Origin of the sequence: Paenibacillus cucumis (ex Kampfer et al. 2016), from assembly GCF_019748695.1 — a bacterium.
Taxonomy (GTDB): Bacteria; Bacillota; Bacilli; order Paenibacillales; family Paenibacillaceae; genus Paenibacillus; species Paenibacillus polysaccharolyticus.
Genome location: NZ_JACLIC010000041.1, coordinates 128,231 through 144,440, shown reverse-complemented (window position 1 = coordinate 144,440; position 16,210 = coordinate 128,231). Strand labels below are relative to the sequence as shown.

Annotated in this window: 15 protein-coding genes; 12 read left to right on the top strand and 3 right to left on the bottom strand. The window is 46.3% G+C overall.

Translation table 11 applies throughout. From position 1 onward, the window contains the following. The first annotated feature begins 105 nt into the window (after positions 1–105). The 9 genes from H7T88_RS23560 to coaD all read left to right on the top strand — a co-directional run bounded on the left by H7T88_RS23560 (position 106) and on the right by coaD (position 9,278). Complete coding sequence (locus H7T88_RS23560; protein ID WP_221790616.1) at positions 106–1,005, top strand: carbohydrate ABC transporter permease; 900 nt, start codon at positions 106–108, stop codon at positions 1,003–1,005. Continuing rightward, positions 998–1,828 carry a carbohydrate ABC transporter permease gene (locus tag H7T88_RS23555; protein WP_221790614.1) on the top strand — a complete coding sequence of 277 codons (831 nt, stop codon included), beginning with the start codon at positions 998–1,000 and terminating at the stop codon, positions 1,826–1,828. Before H7T88_RS23560 ends, H7T88_RS23555 begins: the two co-directional genes overlap by 8 nt. Before the next feature lie 132 nt (positions 1,829–1,960). Continuing rightward, entirely contained in the window at positions 1,961–5,011 is a 3,051-nt protein-coding gene (lacZ, locus tag H7T88_RS23550; RefSeq protein ID WP_221790612.1) for a beta-galactosidase, LacZ type, read from the top strand. Positions 5,012–5,208: 197 nt separating this feature from the next. Continuing rightward, positions 5,209–5,514 carry a hypothetical protein gene (locus tag H7T88_RS23545; RefSeq protein ID WP_090923916.1) on the top strand — a complete coding sequence of 102 codons (306 nt, stop codon included), beginning with the start codon at positions 5,209–5,211 and terminating at the stop codon, positions 5,512–5,514. A 431-nt stretch (positions 5,515–5,945) separates the two neighbouring features. Next, positions 5,946–6,380 carry an Imm44 family immunity protein gene (locus H7T88_RS23540; RefSeq protein ID WP_221790610.1) on the top strand — a complete coding sequence of 145 codons (435 nt, stop codon included), beginning with the start codon at positions 5,946–5,948 and terminating at the stop codon, positions 6,378–6,380. A gap of 178 nt (positions 6,381–6,558) precedes the next feature. Then, positions 6,559–7,458 (top strand): AraC family transcriptional regulator, encoded by a 900-nt coding sequence (locus H7T88_RS23535; RefSeq protein WP_221790608.1) that lies wholly within the window; start codon positions 6,559–6,561, stop codon positions 7,456–7,458. Positions 7,459–7,555: 97 nt separating this feature from the next. After that, positions 7,556–7,909, top strand: coding sequence for a DUF3021 family protein (locus H7T88_RS23530; protein WP_221790639.1), 354 nt, complete (start codon positions 7,556–7,558; stop codon positions 7,907–7,909). Between the two features lie 252 nt (positions 7,910–8,161). Further along, entirely contained in the window at positions 8,162–8,770 is a 609-nt protein-coding gene (gene rsmD / locus H7T88_RS23525; RefSeq protein WP_154886412.1) for a 16S rRNA (guanine(966)-N(2))-methyltransferase RsmD, read from the top strand. A gap of 1 nt (position 8,771) precedes the next feature. Next, on the top strand, positions 8,772–9,278 hold the full coding sequence (gene coaD, locus H7T88_RS23520) for a pantetheine-phosphate adenylyltransferase (RefSeq protein ID WP_154887388.1): 507 nt from the start codon (positions 8,772–8,774) through the stop codon (positions 9,276–9,278). Here the strand turns inward: coaD and H7T88_RS23515 are convergent. After that, a complete protein-coding gene (locus tag H7T88_RS23515) occupies positions 9,256–10,590 on the bottom strand; it encodes a nucleoside recognition domain-containing protein (protein WP_221790607.1) in 1,335 nt (444 codons plus the stop codon). The genes coaD and H7T88_RS23515 overlap by 23 nt on opposite strands. A 265-nt stretch (positions 10,591–10,855) precedes the next feature. Here H7T88_RS23515 and H7T88_RS23510 point away from each other — a divergent pair, with 265 nt between their 5' ends. After that, on the top strand, positions 10,856–11,896 hold the full coding sequence (locus H7T88_RS23510; protein WP_090923910.1) for a SepM family pheromone-processing serine protease: 1,041 nt from the start codon (positions 10,856–10,858) through the stop codon (positions 11,894–11,896). A 314-nt stretch (positions 11,897–12,210) separates the two neighbouring features. On the opposite strand, the gene H7T88_RS23505 is transcribed toward H7T88_RS23510, so the two are convergent. Further along, positions 12,211–13,455 carry a nucleotidyltransferase gene (locus H7T88_RS23505; RefSeq protein WP_221790605.1) on the bottom strand — a complete coding sequence of 415 codons (1,245 nt, stop codon included), beginning with the start codon at positions 13,453–13,455 and terminating at the stop codon, positions 12,211–12,213. 250 nt (positions 13,456–13,705) lie between these two features. Then, the gene (gene hmpA, locus H7T88_RS23500; protein ID WP_221790603.1) at positions 13,706–14,941 is read right to left on the bottom strand and encodes an NO-inducible flavohemoprotein; all 1,236 of its coding nucleotides are present in this window, start codon (positions 14,939–14,941) and stop codon (positions 13,706–13,708) included. 509 nt (positions 14,942–15,450) lie between these two features. Between hmpA and H7T88_RS23495 the strand changes: the two genes are divergently transcribed. Beyond that, the gene (locus tag H7T88_RS23495; protein WP_221790601.1) at positions 15,451–15,957 is read left to right on the top strand and encodes a YceD family protein; all 507 of its coding nucleotides are present in this window, start codon (positions 15,451–15,453) and stop codon (positions 15,955–15,957) included. 65 nt (positions 15,958–16,022) lie between these two features. Next, positions 16,023–16,196: a 50S ribosomal protein L32 gene (rpmF, locus tag H7T88_RS23490; protein WP_017689233.1), complete on the top strand. Its 174-nt coding sequence runs from the start codon at positions 16,023–16,025 to the stop codon at positions 16,194–16,196. Positions 16,197–16,210 lie beyond the last annotated feature (14 nt).

The window sequence follows — 16,210 nt, the reverse complement described above, 5'->3', positions numbered from 1 at the left end:
AGGAAACAACGGAGCCGTCTCCCTTGTCTGGCGCAAGTCGAGCTGGACATGGCGAGAGGCTCTGTAGGTTCTAACCATGTTGCATGGAGAGAGAGGAGCCATACTGTGAAAGCCATAAATACAGGAGACAGTCTCCAAAAGAAAAATAATTTGACTGGATGGGCTTTTGTTTTGCTGGCTGTTGTCGGAATCGTAGCATTCTACTTCTATCCGATGATTCAAGCGCTGCTCTTATCATTCAAGTCAGGCAAAGGTGCCAACCTTGAGTTTTCGGGCCTCGCGAACTACAAAAGATTGCTCGTGGATACAACATTCCGGACGGCTTTATCGAACACATTCATTTACTTAATCATTCAAGTACCTTTAATGATCATTCTCGGTTTGTTCATTTCCGTATTGCTGAATGACAGCACACTTCGTTTCCGCAGCTTTTTCCGTACTGCAATTTTCTTGCCTTGTGTAACTTCACTTGTTGCTTACTCGGTTGTATTCAAATATTTGTTTGCACCGGATGGTATGGTGAACCAGGCATTGCTGGGGATGCACATTATCGGCACTCCAATCCAATGGATTACTGACCCGTTCTGGGCTAAAATTACGATCATAATCGCCGTTACTTGGCGTTGGACCGGATATAATATGATTTTCTATCTGTCATCCTTGCAGAACATCGACCAATCGATCTATGAAGCAGCGAAGATTGACGGAGCGAATGCTTTCACTCAATTTTTCAAAATCACTGTACCATTGCTTAAACCGATCATTCTCTTCACGTCCATTACATCAACGATTGGTACATTGCAAATCTTCGATGAAATTATGAATATTACCAAAGGTGGTCCGGGTAACGCGACCATGTCGATCTCACAATACATCTACAACCTTTCGTTCAAATATTCACCGGACTTCGGTTATGCAGCAACCGTTTCGTATTCCATCGTAATTCTGATCATTATATTGTCCATTATCCAGTTTAAAGTGGCAGGTGATAATAAAAATGGCTAAATCAAGAGCAAAACGCATTTTCACATATGTTTTCCTGTCCATCGTCGCTTTTATTTCCATCTTCCCATTTTTCTGGATGATCGTCAGCGCTACAAATAAATCGGTAGACGTAACTAGAGGCACTTTGCTACCGGGCTCTGCTTTGATTGAAAACATCAACAAATTGCTCGACACCACGAATCTGGTGCAAGCTTTGGGGAATTCAGCGATAATCTCGATCGTTTCCACGATTCTGGCTCTGTTGATTGGTTCCATGGCGGGTTACGGATTTGAAGTGTTCCGTACGAAATCCCGCGATGTCGTGTTTAACATCCTGTTGATGTCGATGATGATTCCGTTTGCAGCGATTATGATTCCGCTCTATCGGATGTTTGCAACCATTTCGAGTACCGTACCGGCAATCGGTATTAATACGATGGCTTCGGTTATTATCCCGACCATCACAACAGCGTTCCTGATTTTCTTCTTCCGTCAGAACACCAAAATGTTCCCGAAAGATTTGCTGGAAGCAGGACGTATTGATGGTCTGAGCGAACTGGGGATTTTCTTGAAAATCTATATGCCTACAATGAAAACAACATATGCAGCAGCAGCGATCATTACATTCATGAGTAGCTGGAACAACTACCTGTGGCCGCTCATCGTGTTACAAACTCCGGATCAGCAAACCATTCCGCTCCTGATCTCCAACCTGGGCGCAGGTTATGCTCCGGATTACGGGGTTATTATGACCGCAGTTGTTATTGCAACACTGCCAACCGCAATTGTGTTCTTCATTATGCAAAAACACTTTGTTGCAGGTATGGTTGGTTCTGTAAAATAAGCATTAACCGCGTATCACGTCCAGATGGACGAATGCAGGAAAGAAGAGAGGACGCCTGTACAGGCGTACCTCTATCTTTTTTGTATAGATGAAAAAAAATTATGACACGATCAGCAGAGGGAGAGAGAGCCGATGAAAGCAACAAAGGCAGATATCAACTGGTTAGGTGACGTAAGCGTATTTGAGGTCAACCGTCTTCATGCCTATTCCGATCACCGTTATTACAGCACGATGGAGGAAGCAAAGGCTTCCGCTGCAATGTCAATGCGTTACGATCTGAATGGAACATGGAAATTCAACTATGCAATTCGTCCGGATTGCCGCCCAGAACTATTTTATTCTTCCGAGTACTCCAGCGAAGGCTGGGATGATATTGAAGTGCCAGGACATATTCAGCTACAAGGGTACGGACAGATCCAATATGTGAACACGCAATATCCGTGGGATGGATTGAATGAACTCCGTCCGCCAGCTCTGCCGCAGGATAAAAACGCGGTGGGTAGTTACATTCGCACATTCCATCTGCCAGCAGGCTGGGAAGCGAATCCGGTATACATTTCGTTCCAAGGTGTGGAATCCGCATTTTATGTATGGCTGAACGGACAGTTCGTAGGGTACGGGGAAGACAGCTTCACACCATCTGACTTTGACCTGACACCGTTCCTTCAAGATGGAGAGAACAAACTTGCGGTTGAAGTATACCAACGCAGCACAGGTAGCTGGTTAGAGGACCAGGACTTCTGGCGTTTCTCCGGTATCTTCAGAGATGTATATCTGTACACCGTTCCGGCTGCACATATCCGTGATGTTCATGTTCGTACCGATTTGGATGCTTCATATACAAACGGTACATTGGAACTCGATCTGAAACTGGAAGGAAAAGCGGCAACAGGTGCACGGATCGAAGCCGAGCTTCAGGACAAGGACGGAAATACAGTCAAAAGTTTTGGCGGTAATGTAGTCGATAATGGTCTGGTACAACTGCGTGAAGAAATTGGCCAAGTTAACCTCTGGAGTGCAGAGATTCCGTATCTGTATCGTCTGTACATCCGTGTGTATGATGCAGCAGGCAAGCTTGTGGAAGTAGTTCCTCAAGCCGTTGGTTTCCGTAAATTCGAAATGATCGACAAAGTGATGCACATTAATGGCAAGCGTATTGTGTTCAAAGGCGTAAACCGTCACGAGTTCAACCCGCGCCGTGGTCGCGCTGTAACGAAGGAAGACATGCTGTGGGATGTGCGTACGATCAAACAAAATAATATGAATGCTGTCCGCACATCACATTATCCGAACCAAAGTTTGTGGTATGAGCTCTGCGATGAGTACGGACTCTATGTGATTGATGAGATGAACCTGGAAACGCACGGTTCCTGGCAAAAGCTCGGCGCTGTTGAGCCTTCATGGGTAATCCCTGGCGATAAGCCGGAATGGCATGATATTGTTATGGATCGTGCAATTTCGATGGTAGAGCGTGACAAAAACCATCCGTCCATTCTGATCTGGTCTTGTGGTAACGAGTCCCATGGTGGTGAAGTGATCTACAAAGTATCACAATACTTCAAATCGGCAGATCCAACACGTATGGTTCATTACGAAGGTGTGTTCCACGACCGCCGTTTCAATGACACAAGTGACATGGAATCCCGGATGTATGCAAAACCGGCTGACATCGAGGAATTCCTGAACGATAACCCGACCAAACCATATATCAGCTGTGAGTATATGCATGCGATGGGTAACTCCATTGGCGGTATGCATAAATACACAGAACTTGAAGATAAGTACCCGATGTATCAAGGTGGATTCATCTGGGATTACATCGACCAATCGATCTACAAAAAAGACCGTTACGGTAAAGAGTATCTGGCGTACGGCGGGGACTTCGGGGATCGTCCATCAGACTATTCGTTCTGTGGCAACGGGATTGTGCACGCAGATCGTAAAGTGACAGCTAAAATGCAGGAGGTTAAATTCCTGTATCAAAACATTAAACTGTTCCCAAGCCGTGACGGCGTTAAAATCGTGAACCAGAACCTGTTCGCAGACACTTCCGCGTATGAACTGGTGTACAGCCTGGAGCGCGAAGGAAATGAAGTATTGCGCGGTACACTGGATGTAAATGTTGCTGCGGAAAGTGAAACTGTGGTAGAACTTCCTTTGAATGCAAAGGCTCTTGAAGGTGGCGAATATGCTGTTAACGTGGCGTTTGTACTGAAAGAAGCAACGCTGTGGGCTGACAAAGGTGACGAAGTAGCATTTGGCCAATTTATTTTCACACAAGAAGGTAGCCAAGCGGCTGTTGTAACGGATAAAAACGTTGTGAGCGATATTCAGGTGGTTGAAGGTGACGTAAACATTGGTGTTCGCGTTGGTCAAACGCATGCGTTGTTCTCCAAGCAGTTTGGAACACTCGTTTCCCTGAAATTCTCCGGTCGTGAAACGATTGCGATCCCGCCTGCACCACTGTTCTGGCGTGCAACGACAGACAATGATAAGGGTACAGCAATGGGCTTCGAGCTTGGTGCATGGTATGCTGCCAGCCTGTTGCCACGTTCTGTAGAATGGAAACATGAACAAAAATCGGATCAGTACCGGATTGAGTTCACCTATAAATTGAACATCTCGGCCGATGTAGAAGTGAAAGTGACCTATACGGTGCTTGCGGATGGAAGTGTACACGTGCACAACACGTACAAAGGTACCGAAGGATTGCCAAACTTGCCGATCCACGCACTGTCGTTCAGAACGTCTCCGGATTATGAGAACGTGGAATGGCTGGCAATGGGACCAGAGGAAAACTATTCGGATCGCGCATTTGGCGCTCGTCTGGGTATCCATGGTAGTAAGGTTGCAGATACGATGGCTCCATATCTTGTACCACAAGAGTCGGGTAACCGTACAGGGGTACGCTGGGCTAAGTTGACGGACAATGCAGGACGTGGTTTCAAAATCGAAGCTTCCGGTGCACCGGTTGAATTGAATGTGTCACCATATACAGCGTTTGAACTGGAGAATGCGCAGCATGTGTATGAGTTGCCACCAGTGCATTACACTGTCGTTACGGTAGCCGGTAAACAAATGGGTGTTGGCGGTGACGATAGCTGGGGCGCTCCGGTACATCCGGAATATCAAATTCCTTCCAATGGTGAACTGAGCTTTGAATTCGTTATTCGTTCACTGTAAAAGGGAAGTATACGGTAAGAACAACAAGTGATGTTGCCACCCGTGTCAATGTAGTGGTAACTTGAATTGAAACGTGATTATATCAGAGGCAGAGGTTCCCTTGGATGGGGGCCTCTGTTTTTTTGCTTTCCCTTATTGAAACCGTTCTCGCTTCATTCTCGTAGAGTACTGCACAAAGATACTGAGGAGGGGACAGGATGAGCAGAAAAGCAAAAACAGGGGTGTGGGTGACAGTGATCGCCGTTCTGGGCATCATTGTTGGATCATTTATATGGTATTTTAATACGGCTTCAGGTGAACGTGCACTCAAAACGATGAGATCAAATAATGCTGGCGGTTTGGAACGTGTAGTTAAGGTATATAGTAATTCGGGTGAGCTGATTCAGACTTACGAAGGCAAGATTGACGTACAGGATACGGAGTATGGCAATAAAGTACTGTTTGACCTGAACGGGAAACGGGTTGTGATCTACAATGCTACGATTGTGACCGAGGAGAAGTAAAGTGAAGTGAGGTGACAAGTACTCTGGTGATCCAGAGTACGTAGACAGATTCAAGAGACATAATTCTACTTCTGTAGTAAAATTAAGGAAAAGTATGAGAGTTGAGTGATTCAGAATGATGATGTTAATCGTTGCTCTTTCCTTGCTGGGTATGTTAGCGTTCTATAGCTTAATTGCTTACGTCTTGATTCGTTTAATATCAAAAAAGACTTTTAAAGTGACGTTAACGAAGTTGGAGATAATTGAAATCATAACTTGGCTTGCACTGATTTTTGTTGCTTTCTATGCGATCCGATCAGGATCATCTTCTATGTTCTTGCCGTCTGTCCTACTTTTTATAACGTTAATGAATATGCGAATCTCGAATCGAAAAGCAAGAGAACGTGTTAAACAAGAATGTACTTGAGTTGTCGGGACAAGGAGGTTGTACTTTGATTCTGGACAAAACAACCGATACGTCAGGGCTGACACAAGTTGCTGACCTATCCGATGAATTGCAGCCTGTTTTCGACAAAGCCGCTGAAAAATATGCTTCGTGTGATATTGAACTGTACTTTGTGTTCCGCTGCCTTCCCGATGAATATGGGCGCAAATCAAACGTCAGACATGTGAAGGCAGAAAAGGTAATCTATTTCGATATGACGGTTAGTGAAGACCGTTATAAGACCTGGAGCAAAAGTAAACAGCGATATGCATTAAGCCGTGCGTTTTATACGTTTGTGAGTGACAAGATGAAGAAGTATAAGATAGATCATCTGGATAGGGATGCATTTATTGCAGATATGGGTGCGTGGCTTAAAGAAATTGGATGGTTGCAGACGGAAGAGGAAGCAGAGTTGAATGAGATGCAGGAGAAGTATGAGTAGAAACGGGTGAGTCCAATCATTCTTAGAGTATCCTATAAGAAATAAGTTAAGTGTCAAAATAGCAGTATCTGGCCGACTGATTAGTCGGTTTTTTTAATAATAGACAAATCAGAGCATTTCTGAGCAAGAAGATGCCAGAGGGTTCTTTTACACTGTAAAAGAAAGGAGATGAGAGATCATGGAAATATTTAAACAGCTTCACCAATCGATTGACTATGTGGAACGACATCTTCATTTGCCAATTGAGATTGAAGATATTGCTAGGGCAGGCATGAGTTCGAAGTATCACTTTCAGCGAATGTTTCATGCAGTAACCGGCGTAACGGTTACCCAGTACGTAAGAAACAGACGTCTCACACTTGCGGCTCAGGAGTTAGCAGGAACAAACTGTAAAGTTATTGATGTTGCACTTAAGTATGGTTATGAAAGTCCAGCAGCATTTACAAAAGCGTTCCAAAGGATGCATGGGGTAACACCTCTTGAGGCGAAGAAAATGAATGTGAAACTTAAAGCATTTCCTCGAATCTCCTTTCAAATTCAGGTTAGAGGGGAATCAGAGATGAATTATCGATTTGTCGAGGAAAAAGGCTCTATTGTATTTGGAAAAAGCGTTATCATCCATGAAGATGCGTATAAAGAGATACCCGTATTTGTGGAGGGCATTTGGAAAGATGGCACCCATGGTCAGATACTCAATTTGTTAGAGAAACCCGCTGGAACATTGTTATATGGGTATCATTATGATTTTGCGGAGAATGGTTCGAGGCGGTATTTGATGGGAGCAGAAGTGCCAGAGGGCATTCAGGTACCGGATGAATTTACTGTCCTTCCTATACCTGATCAAACTTATGCTGTTTTTGACAGCCGAGGGACGATGGCAGATGATGTCGAAATTGATGTAAGCATTCAGGATATTTGGAAACGGATCTACACCGAGTGGTTCCCGTCAACAAGTTTTGAACAAGTGGAAGGACCCTGTATAGAAAAATATTACTGGGTGGATGAACGGGAGAAGGATTTCATCACTGAAGTATGGATTCCGGTTCGTAAAATGGAAGAGGACATTAAATCATTGTAAGGAATGATTACCGTATAAAGAAGGAAGATGCCCAGCAATTGATCCAAAATATATTGTTATCTATTTTTTTGAGAAAAGAAGGTTGGAAATCTTGGTGATGAATGCACTATTAAGAGGTGGAATACCCTTCGTGATTATGAACGGTATCGCTCTGATCCTTTATTCTCAAGGAAAATATGCTGATGCTAAAGGCACATTTGTTGCAAGTCTGATTGCTCTTTTTGTCGGTGCTGCAACTGTTATTTATAACATAGAACATTGGACTTTGGCGAAAAAAAGCGGTGTCCATTTTATTGTAATGCTTGTAACCATTTATCCGATCCTGTTGTTAAGTGGCTGGTTTACGATTCATTCTGTTTTCGATGCTTTTAAAGTTTTCCTGTTTTTTATCTTTGTTGGGATCATTTTATGGTCTGTACTTTTCACATTAACCCAATTTTTCTCTCGATAAATTGCTCAACAAAAAGAAGCCCTCTTTCGAGAGCTTCTTTTTCATGGGAGAGGAGAAACCGGACGAAGAGCTTATGGGGAAACGTAAGTCTTCTCCGCGGTTGTCTACGACACTTGTGATGTCGATAATTATAGAATGGCCCAAGGGTTTCCTTTTTATACATATTGCTCAACAGTATTTTTCAAACGGAACCTGATTGTGGTACGATAGCTTTATCAATAAACTTACATAGAGAGAAAAGGTGACACATTCGTGAGAGTGGTATCTGGAAGTGCGAAGGGCAGGCCGCTGAAGGCTGTTCCCGGCACAGGTACGCGTCCAACCACTGATAAGGTGAAGGAAGCGTTGTTTAGTATGATTGGTCCTTATTTTGAGGGCGGGGCAGCATTGGATCTGTTTGCAGGCAGTGGAGGTCTCGGTATCGAGGCGCTGAGCCGCGGCATGGACAAGGCTGTTTTTGTTGATCTGGAATCGAAAAGTATTGAAGTGATCCGCGAAAATCTGAAGGCAACAAGGCTGGAGGATCAGGCGGCTGTATATCGGAATGACGCAGGTCGTGCGCTCAAAGCGCTGGCTAAACGTAACGCAACATTTGATCTAGTGTTTCTCGATCCGCCCTATCGCATGAAGAACGGGCACGAGTTAATGTTAACGATGCACGAACTGGAGCTGCTTACCCAAGGTGCGACCATCGTGCTTGAGTATGAATCCAAACATGAATACCCGGAGCAATTTGGTCCGTTTGAACAAACGCGTAAAGCGGTGTACGGGGAGACAGCTGTATCGATTTACGATTATGTACCCGGTGCGGCAGAGGATGAAGAAAACAGCATCACAGAAGAGGAGGCTCCTCATGACTGAAATGATTCATCGGCAGGAACGCATTGCCGTATACCCAGGAAGCTTTGATCCCGTAACGATGGGACATCTCGACATTATTGCGAGAGCGTCTAAACAGTTTGACCGTGTAATCGTCGCTGTATTGAACAATATGAGTAAAAATCCGCTGTTCACGGTAGAGGAACGCAAAGAGTTAATTCTTACTGTAACCAGCCACCTGCCGAATGTGGAAGTGGATAGCTTCCGTGATCTGACCGCTAATTATGTACGTCAAAAGGAAGCGCAGGTTATCGTTCGCGGCATCCGCTCCGTAACCGATTTTGAATATGAGTTGCAACTCGCGTCGACCAACAGCAAGTTGAACCCGGATGCGGAAACGATTTTTATGATGACCAACCCGAAATACTCCTACCTCAGTTCCAGTATCGTTAAAGAAATCGCTCACTATCATGGGGATGTAACGGATCTGGTATCGCCTGAAGTTGAAGCTGCGCTTCGTCAGAAGATCAGCGAGAAAAAAGGCGGTTAATCCATAAGGTAAGGCCCGAGAGACTAATCATTACCCCAAGAAGTAAAGCGAGACTTAGGGCTGCTACAGGGAAGCTGTTCCAGATGAGTTGCCATGTACTTGTGGTGTCTGGAAATTGCAGAAACGGCCAATAGAATAAAGAGTTTGAGCGCTCTACCACAGTGGTCTGCCATGTGGTCGATACTTCTGTGCTGTAACGGCTGAATGGTTCCCACAACCAGAGGGTAAGGATAAAGGCGGTTAACCCATGTCCTAATCGAACGATAATGAAAAAGAGCATGGAATGCAGTCCGGGGATGGCTGCTCTTAGCATCGACGAGACTTGTAGGTGCGAGCATACGCCTCCCCAGCCAAGCGCACCTGCCAGGAATGCCATCAGTAGGGCGGGTGCTATTGCTGTTTTGCTAATGTGGTATGTCCCCAGGTGAAGCTCCAGCACAGAAGGCCAAACTGCAGCTGAAATACCGGGAGTCAGATAGAGTGAGAGTAACCGGATAAATACAGCAAAAACGATGATGTATCCTCCAGTTAATAATAGAATTTGTACGGCCTGAGATACGGTGTCCCCCAGTAATTTGCCAAACCCTCGTGCGTCCCGGCTATGTGCTTCTCTAGCGGCTCGCAACATGCGCGAACCGATGCGGAGTTTCTGAGAATCTGGAGCTAAGGGAGGCAATTGCTTCTTTTCTGTCTCTGTGTGATCTTGGGCTGGAGAGAGAGAATGGACATCTGTATTAGGTGACATAGAGTCTGGTACAAGTTTTTTTTTGCGGGATGCAGGTATAAAACGAATGGCAACGGCGGCTGCAATCCAGCCACTGATCCAGTGTGAAATGAGGAGAAAATATCCAGCGGCAGGATTATGAAGAAAAGCACCTCCAACAACAAGCAGAATCATCATGGGGTTGGCAAAATGAGCTGCTGCCGTAATAATAACCGCCTGTCTGGCGGTCATTTGTTGATCCTTGAGTAATCGAGATACGGCATCTACGGCGGTTGGAAAACCTCCACACATGCCCACAGCGAGAGCGAAGCCGGTATGGCCGGGTAGCTTGAACAAACGCCTCATCAGGGGCTCTAGCAGAACTCCCAGGGCGTGGGTAAAGCCAAACGCGGTCAGCATTTGGGATAACATCAGGAACGGCAGCAGGGCAGGAAAGACAATTTTCCACCAGATGTCGAGTCCTTGAATGGATGCGTCGAACGCTTCTTTCGGAGATGCAACTATTGCAACAACCAGCATGAATGCACTGGTGCTCAGGAATACGGTTCGTACCAAACCCGGACTTCGAACCTCACTGGATACGGTCATCGTTTCACCTCATATCAATTAACGCCCCTCGGGCATTGGGATTATAGTGGACGGCCGAATCACGTTCGTAAACGGTTCGGCCTTGACCGGATAGACGGCGAATCATCCTGCGGCCTATCCGGCCTGTACCATTGTATGCAGGAACAACAAGGTGTTAGACTTGGATTGTAATCATGTGGAATAAGATGAGCTAAATGAATTACTCAAAGCAACTCTTGTGGAGTGGGTTCAGCTTGTATAGAGATAAAGAACGGAGGCTCATGAGATGAATCGGTTCCGGAAAACAGGTGGTTTCAGAGCTTCGATCTACGTGATCGCGGTGGCTCTTATTGTCTATCTTACGGTGTACATGCCAACGCCGTATATTATTTATAAACCTGGCAGTGCGGATGAAGTTAAACCCATGGTTACCGTGAAGGACGGTGACAAAGATGAAAAAGGCGTATTCATGATGACCACCGTGTCGGCAACGTATGCCAATTTATTTTTGCTAGGCACTTCGTATTTTGATAAAAATGCACAAGTGGATAAAAAGGAAGATCGTCTGCGTGGCAAAAGCGAGGCGGAATACTCCGCTGAACAGGTCTGGTTCATGAGTGATTCGCAATCCTCTGCCATGGAAGCGGCCTATGAGAAAGCGGGTATTGCATACTCCATTGTGCCTGAAAACATCTTTGTGTTTGGTCTTTCGGAAAATCCCAAACCGGATGGAGATATTGAACCCGGAGACATTATTCTGGGTGTGAACGGTACAGCTACACCGGATAATACGGTGCTTGCCAAACAGCTGGAAGGAAAAAAAGCCGGGGATACGGTGGAGATGCAATTGGAGCGCGGCGGTGAAACGATTAGTCGGGATATCACGCTGGTTGAGGTGAAAGACAGCAAGACAGGCAAGATGCGTACTGGACTTGGGGTGATGATTGGTGCGGTGCAGAAGGTGAAGCCGGAAGACCCGAACAAACAAATCACATTTTCAAGCACGCAAGTGGGAGGTCCTTCTGCCGGGTTAATGTTCACGTTGGAGATTTATAATCAGTTGACTCCTGGTGATCTGACCAAGGGACATCGGATTGCTGGTACAGGTACGATTACGAAAGATGGTGTTGTAGGAGCCATTGGCGGTGTGCAACATAAAATTGTCGCTGCCGACCGTAAAAAGGCAGAAATTTTCTTTGTACCTAAAGACAACTACAAAGAAGCTGAGGCCAAAGCAAAAGAAATCAACACTCCAATGAAGCTTGTGCCCGTAAGCACACTTGATGATGCGTTAGCCTTCTTGAAAACTCTGTCTGTGAAGTCTTAAGTGAAATAAGAGTATCTTACTAGAAGATTGGACTTAGAAGAGCTTGGGCAGTGACCTCTTTTAAAATAAGAAGGTACGCTCGGAAAAACAGTTATAGGAGATTCATAAAAAAGAGCGAGAAAGCAATGAGAAAAAGGGATGTAAATTAAGTGTCCAGGTCAGGTTGAATAATACGATAAGTGTTATGCATTGGTAGGTACATGTGTAAGACGTTGCTTTTAAAAAATCGAAATGACAAAATCCCTTGTGATGACAGCCAAAGGCTGGGCACAGGGGATTTTTTGCTGGTTCTATAGTTTGTAGGGCGAGATGAGTCAGATTCTCACGGGTGATTCGTAGTAGTCGCTATACATTATGCGTGATATGTTGCGCGAATCCTGTTGGTCATGGGCAAGAGCATAGGCGGCTTGCGCCTGGATATCCAACTCCAGTTGAGCATGTTCAAACGTTGAGGGTTTCATTACAACAGGCAGGGTGGCTGTTTTTTTCATCTGTTTCAGCAGACTCTGGCCTGTTGAAGTAAAGCCGAGGACACGCAGATATCCGGGTCCGGTGGCTAATCGCTCTGGTGAACACTCTTCTTTTGTGTGGTACAGGAGCAGGTGAGCGAGCATGCGCTGCAGTTTGGTGCGCGTGTAACGCCGGGTTTTGAGCGCATTCAGGAGAGTTTCGACTGAAGGCTCGGGGAGCTGGGCGAGTGCACGTATGAGCCGATGCTCCAGTCCTTCCGTGACTTCGGCGATACGTTCCAGCTCGGAGGCACGGCGGGTGGCCGCGATGTGCAGCAGCGGCTGGGCAAAGCGCTCCCAGTGCATGGGAGCGCGTCCTTCTTGCCATTCGTGATGCAGAATGGCGAGGGTTGCCGCCGGCACATATGGTGCGGCGGCTTTGGGCCCGTCCGCCAGTAGCAGGCGGCGGACAGCTGTGGCACTGGCGATCGCCCCCGGACCCGGCGTCGCTTGGTGATAGGCGGCACCGGTACGTGCCGCCGTCAAGGGCTGGATCGCGCTGCCAAGCCGTTGCAGCGCGATGAGGTAGTGCAGCCCAAGCGAATTGTTGGGCTGCTCCAGCAGTGCCGCGGCGTCGTGAGCATCGACGCCGCCGGGCGCCAGCGCCGCCGCCGCGCCTGCGTACGCGGCGGGGTAGCTGGCGCCCTCCCGCAGGCGGCGCGCGATATCCTCGCGCAGCCCTGCGGGCTCCACAGCCAGCACACGCGCGATGCGCTGCAGGCTGTCGATGTCGCCGGACTCGCTGCCAAAGCAGAGCGAGTCCACAACCCCGGTGCGGTGCAGCAACGATACCGCACCAAAGGCAAACCACTCCGCCGGTTGAACCGCATAGGCAACCGGCAGTTCAAGCACGAGATCGGCGCCAGCATGGAGCGCCATCTCGGTGCGTGCCCTTTTACCAACGATGGCGGGTTCGCCACGCTGGAGAAAAGGGCCGCTCATCACGGCAACAACGGCATCTGCTGCGCTAAGCCGCCGCGATTCATTCAGATGATGCACATGTCCGTTGTGCAACGGGTTATATTCCACAATAACGCCTACAGCTTTCATGAGCGTTACTCCTTCCTGCCGCGTTGAAATCTCCCATTGGGTCGTTAATCACGCGGGTCATTACATTTTTACAATATGGGATAGCATACATTAGTTTGTTCACCGTCAAAGCTCATTTTACCTCTTTCATCATAGAATAGAGCTGGCATTAGAGCAAATGATGAAAAAAGGCACAGAACCAGCATCCGCAGATGCAGCCTGTACCTGAAATATAGCTGTTATTATATTTCTTTCCGACTGTATTTTATGCTCACACATTCTCCGTAGCAGGAGCAAGACTGGCTTTTGGCCCGAAAAATTCATAATGGATACGATCTTCTGCAACACCAATGGACAGAAGTTCTGCATATACCGAACGCATAAACGTGACAGAGCCGCACAGATAATAGTTCGCATCCGGTTCTTGAATGACTTGACGAAGCCATGCCGCATCCATGTATCCCTGTTTGTAAACCAGCTCATTTTCCAGATCGGAATCGGCAGGAGAAGTGTAACAATAGTGTGCGTTGAGATTAACATGCTCCTGAGCCAGTTGACTTACGTGATCGCGGAACGCGTGCGATAATCCGTTCGGGCTAGCATGTAAAAAGGTAATGGAACGCTGATCATCCGACTCCAACATTGTATTCAGCATGCTGACCATAGGGGTTATCCCTGCACCTCCGCTTAACAGCACAACAGGACGCGGATCTTCCATATCCAATGTGAAATCACCCGCAGGAGCGGAAAGTTCGACCAGGCTCCCCTCTGTAATATGATTGTGAAGATAATTGGAAATTACACCGTCAGGGCGGTCCGATCCACTCGATTCACGTTTCACGGATATACGATAATAGGGTTTGCCAGGTGCGTCGGAAAGGGTATACTGACGAATCTGAGTGAATTCCTGTCCGGCAGGCTGTATTTTAATGCTGATATATTGTCCTGCCTTGTATGAAGAGATAGACTTGCCATCCTCCGGTATCAAATAAAACGAAGTGATGAGTTCGCTTTCTTGTACTTTTTTGGCAACTTTGAAGGTTCTGAAACCGTCCCATCCACCCGTTTGATTTGCGGCTTCGCTATACATATCCTGCTCAATGCCTATAAAGGCATCTGCAATCACTTGATAAGCATCGCCCCAAGCGGCTAAAATTTCATCGGTTGCGGCATCACCGAGTACACCTTTGATGGCTTGAAGCAGATAAGTGCCAACGATAGCGTATTGTTCAGGTACAATGCCGAGGCTACGGTGTTTGTGAGCAACCTGACGAACGGCTGGCAAAATAGCCGCGAGGTTATCGATGTGCATTGCCGCGGTGTAAACCATGTTGGCGAGTGCGGCTTGCTGGCGGCCTTGTTTTTGATTTGCGTGATTGAAAATGTTTAATAGCTCCGGGTGAGCTGTAAACATCGTTTGATAGAAATGGCGTGTAATGGCTTCTCCATGAACTTCAAGTACGGGTACAGTAGATTTGATTACGTCAATCGTTTGTTGGCTTAACATGTAATTTCCCTCCCGATTTTCTTTGAAATATCAATAATAGATGGTTATAAAAATGGTTGTGAAAGTTACTTTGTGATTGAATCTACGACAAGTATAGGCATTAGGTTTAGCGACCTGTGTGACATAGATCACACCATTCGTTAACGATTGGTGACCGTTGTAAGGAGTAGAGAGCATCAGATATAAGTAAGGGATAGAATTGTAAGTATAGATCCTATAGATGACTTGTAGTTATGATGGAGTAGGTCTATAATAGATCAGATGTGACGGTTGAATCGGAGTGATCGTTTTCCAGAAAGGGTGTAAAGTTAAAAGTGTTGACAAACCTCTTGGAAAATCGGTATAATGATTTTTGTTTGTTAAGTCAGTTTCATAAATCTTTTGTGAGTGACAGACAGCATACATACAGTCAGGAATGAACGCACATATTAGGATCGTCTTGAACTGTATACTGCCGCCATTCGTTAGACAACTATTTATGAAATTGGTTTCGTTTGGAGTGATAGAACATGATAATGCCATTTCGCAAAGTGGCAACCAGTGATCGCCCCCTGCGCTTTAACGAACAGTGGGATATCAAACATCTGGTTTCTAACCGACAAGATATCACAGCCGTTACTCCGCTGACTGCAGATTTGTCTGCAGAGATCAGAGAGGAGAACGTTGTGGATGTTCATGGCAAACTGACAGTAGGGGTGGACATGTTGTGCTCCCGTTGTCTCAAGCCGCTAAGTGAACATTTTCATATTGATTTTCATGAGCAATTCAAGCAGGGAAAACAACCAGAGGAATTATCTGAGGATGACGATACACTCTATGTGGATGGGGATAGCGTTGATCTGAAGGTTTATGCCGAGGGAGCTTTTCTGCTGGATCTTCCGTTTGTGCCGCTCTGCAGTGATACATGCAAGGGGCTCTGTCCCAAGTGTGGCCATGAGTTGAACGAAGGTGACTGCGGTTGTGATACCCAGGTTATCGATCCGCGGCTTGCAGGACTCAAGGATTTTTTTAAATGAGCATGATTGAAAATCGAACGTAACAACTACCTGCAAAGGTTGATTTTGATAAGGAGGTGGGAATAATGGCAGTACCTCAACGGAGAACGTCCAAGACGCGTCGCGACAAACGTCGTACTCACTTTAAATTGGCTGTACCGGGCATGGTGAAATGTGAACAATGTGGCGAACTTAAACTGAGTCACCACGTGTGCAAAGTGTGCGGAACGTACAAAGCAAGAGAGATCATCTCTCAATAATAGCTACACATCAA

Excerpts from the sequence above, each read along its gene's own strand:
- H7T88_RS23535 (WP_221790608.1), top strand. The coding sequence starts at position 6,559 with ATGGAAATATTTAAACAGCTTCACCAATCGATTGACTATGTGGAACGA.
- H7T88_RS23510 (WP_090923910.1), top strand. The coding sequence starts at position 10,856 with ATGAATCGGTTCCGGAAAACAGGTGGTTTCAGAGCTTCGATCTACGTG.
- H7T88_RS23515 (WP_221790607.1), bottom strand. The coding sequence starts at position 10,590 with ATGACCGTATCCAGTGAGGTTCGAAGTCCGGGTTTGGTACGAACCGTA.
- rpmF (WP_017689233.1), top strand. The coding sequence starts at position 16,023 with ATGGCAGTACCTCAACGGAGAACGTCCAAGACGCGTCGCGACAAACGT.
- coaD (WP_154887388.1), top strand. The coding sequence starts at position 8,772 with ATGATTCATCGGCAGGAACGCATTGCCGTATACCCAGGAAGCTTTGAT.
- lacZ (WP_221790612.1), top strand. The coding sequence starts at position 1,961 with ATGAAAGCAACAAAGGCAGATATCAACTGGTTAGGTGACGTAAGCGTA.
- H7T88_RS23495 (WP_221790601.1), top strand. The coding sequence starts at position 15,451 with ATGATAATGCCATTTCGCAAAGTGGCAACCAGTGATCGCCCCCTGCGC.
- hmpA (WP_221790603.1), bottom strand. The coding sequence starts at position 14,941 with ATGTTAAGCCAACAAACGATTGACGTAATCAAATCTACTGTACCCGTA.
- H7T88_RS23530 (WP_221790639.1), top strand. The coding sequence starts at position 7,556 with ATGAATGCACTATTAAGAGGTGGAATACCCTTCGTGATTATGAACGGT.
- H7T88_RS23505 (WP_221790605.1), bottom strand. The coding sequence starts at position 13,455 with ATGAAAGCTGTAGGCGTTATTGTGGAATATAACCCGTTGCACAACGGA.
- H7T88_RS23555 (WP_221790614.1), top strand. The coding sequence starts at position 998 with ATGGCTAAATCAAGAGCAAAACGCATTTTCACATATGTTTTCCTGTCC.
- H7T88_RS23545 (WP_090923916.1), top strand. The coding sequence starts at position 5,209 with ATGAGCAGAAAAGCAAAAACAGGGGTGTGGGTGACAGTGATCGCCGTT.